Origin of the sequence: Olleya sp. Ti.3.14, assembly GCF_038154885.1 — a bacterium.
GTDB lineage: Bacteria > Bacteroidota > Bacteroidia > Flavobacteriales > Flavobacteriaceae > Olleya.
In genome coordinates this window covers 1-324 of sequence record NZ_JBAKAO010000046.1, presented here as the reverse complement: position 1 = coordinate 324, position 324 = coordinate 1, and the positions used below count along the sequence as shown (strand labels likewise).

Below are 324 nucleotides of genomic sequence, written 5' to 3'. Positions count from 1 at the left end.
AAAAATTAGATCTTCTTATAATCTTTCTGGAATTAGCTTTACTCCAAAAGAGATTGCAGAGTCTATAAAGAAAGAGATTCCAGAATTTAAAATCAGCTATAAGCCTGATTTTAGACAACAACTTGCAGACTCTTGGCCAAGTAGTATTGATGACACTGAAGCTAGAGAACAATGGGATTGGAAACATCAATTTGATTTAGATGGAATATCCAAAGACATGCTAAGGAATTTAAGTTAAAAGTCGTAGCTGTATTAAATAATCTAAGTTGTTGATAGTTAAATAAATACCTAAAAAAGAATCTCTAACTAAATTTATACTTTATC

Annotated in this window: 1 pseudogene; it reads left to right on the top strand. The window is 29.6% G+C overall.

Features of this window, described 5'->3' with window-relative positions:
* Positions 1-238 (top strand): annotated as a pseudogene (locus tag V6251_RS15220) (NAD-dependent epimerase); the annotation flags it as partial.
* Between the last annotated feature and the right edge of the window lie 86 nt (positions 239-324).